Here is a 1787-nt window from a genome sequence, read left to right as displayed (position 1 = left end):
GTGACTGGTAAAGAAATAAAAGAAAAACGATATTGTCAGTTTGATGACAAAATTATCAATTATATTGCCAAATTTGACAAAATGATTGGCGAATTTATTAAAAGATTCATCTATAGTTCGGATGGCCAAACTATCGAACAAATAATTGAATATGATAAAAAAACTAATCAACAAACAATTAAAACAAATCAAACAAAAGGAGTCGAATCGTTATGACAAAAAAAGAATTAATTAAAAAAATAGCTGAGGTAAATAAAACCTCAATTTCTAAAACAGAAGAATTTTATAATATTTTTGAAAAGACTTTAATCGAAGCAATCACTACTAACGAAGAAGTAGTTTTATCACCTCAAATAGGCAAATTCAAATTAAAATCAAGAAAAGCCTACATCGGCAGAAACCCTAAAACAAAGAAAAAACTAAAAATCCCTGCCAAAACTGTAGTCACTTTCAAACTTTCTAAAAACATCAAAGACCAAGTGAAAACTTTAATTTTAAAATAACCCAATTATTTTCTTTAAAAAACCTAAGAAAGGAGGTTCTCTATGTCATTAAACAAAAAAATTTATCTTAGTTTGATTGGATTATTGAGTTTAGGTTTGTTTATTTTATTAATCTTTGGCATCACTCATTCTCATCTACCAACTCAAAACCCATCATTAACTAAACAACCTCCATCAACACAACCACAAGAGATCGACAACCAAATCAAATTAGAACAAGCCAAAATCCAAGCACTCCAACAACAAGACCGCATCTTAAAAACCCAAATTAATGAAAATGTCAAAACTTTAACCGACATTATTACTAAAATTAAAACTCTGCAAACTGAATTAACTAATAACCCGCAATTAAATCCGACAATCAAAACCCAAAAACAACAACAATTAACAGAACTAAAAAATCAACAACAAACCCAACAAACCTTAGTTAATAATTTAATGGAACAAAGAAAAGCGTTAAACCAAAATCAAAAAGAAAAACAAGAAGAACTAGAAAAATTAGCTCAAGAAAAAGCTCAACTTCAAACCCAAGAAAACCTCCAACAACAAATTTCCCACTTAAATCAAGCTCTTAATTATGTGGAAGCTAATCAAAAAAGAATTGAAGAATTAAAAACGCAAAAAGAATATCGAAAAAATCAAACTGAATTAAAAAATCTAAATGATTTTCAACTGTTCTTAACTGATCAAAAATTCGCTTTTGAAAAACAAAAGAAAAATTTAACTATCCAATTAAATCATTTAAAAGAAAATAAACCTCTTCCTCATACTAAAAAACAAGTGACATTTAAAGACGTTTACGGCATGGAAAATGAAAAAGAAGAATTAGAAGACTTATTAACTTATTTTCGCACGAACCAATCTTTAATTAACTTCGATCAAGTCCGCCCTAAAGGTTATTTACTTTATGGTCCGCCAGGAACAGGAAAAACCTTTTTAATCAAAGCTCTTTGTGGAGAAGCTAACGTTCACTTTATTAATTTAATTCCTTCCAAATTTCGACAAAAATACATCGGCGAAGGAGAAAAAGAAGTTGATAAAGTTTGGCAAGAAGCAGAAAATCATGATAAAACCATTATCTTTATTGACGAAATCGAAGGCTTAGAAAATCGTAATGATTCCAACATTTCTTCAGGAGGAGTCAATGTGATTAATACTTTATTAGATAAATTAGATGGGTTTAACAGTAGTAACAAAAAAATAGTTTTAATGGGTGCAAATAATAACCTTCATAAAATTGACTCCGCTTTACGCAGTCGTTTTAGTAAAGAAATCTATATCGGT

3 protein-coding genes are annotated in these 1787 nt (G+C 29.0%); all 3 read left to right on the top strand.

Translation table 11 applies throughout. The features are described from left to right. Positions 1-216: DUF2963 domain-containing protein (locus OYV_RS03750; protein WP_172642369.1), on the top strand; the 216-nt coding region annotated here is incomplete at its 5' end. Continuing rightward, positions 213-503, top strand: a complete 291-nt coding sequence (locus OYV_RS03745; RefSeq protein WP_011160759.1) for an HU family DNA-binding protein — start codon at positions 213-215, stop codon at positions 501-503. The genes OYV_RS03750 and OYV_RS03745, both read left to right, overlap by 4 nt. 42 nt (positions 504-545) lie before the next feature. After that, the coding region (locus OYV_RS03740) for an AAA family ATPase (protein WP_042068358.1) at positions 546-1787 on the top strand (1242 nt) is incomplete at its 3' end.

Source organism: 'Chrysanthemum coronarium' phytoplasma, from assembly GCF_000744065.1.
Taxonomy (GTDB): Bacteria; Bacillota_I; Bacilli_A; order Acholeplasmatales; family Acholeplasmataceae; genus Phytoplasma; species Phytoplasma asteris.
Note: the sequence above shows the minus strand (reverse complement) of the source record. Positions and strands in the feature narration are given on the sequence as shown.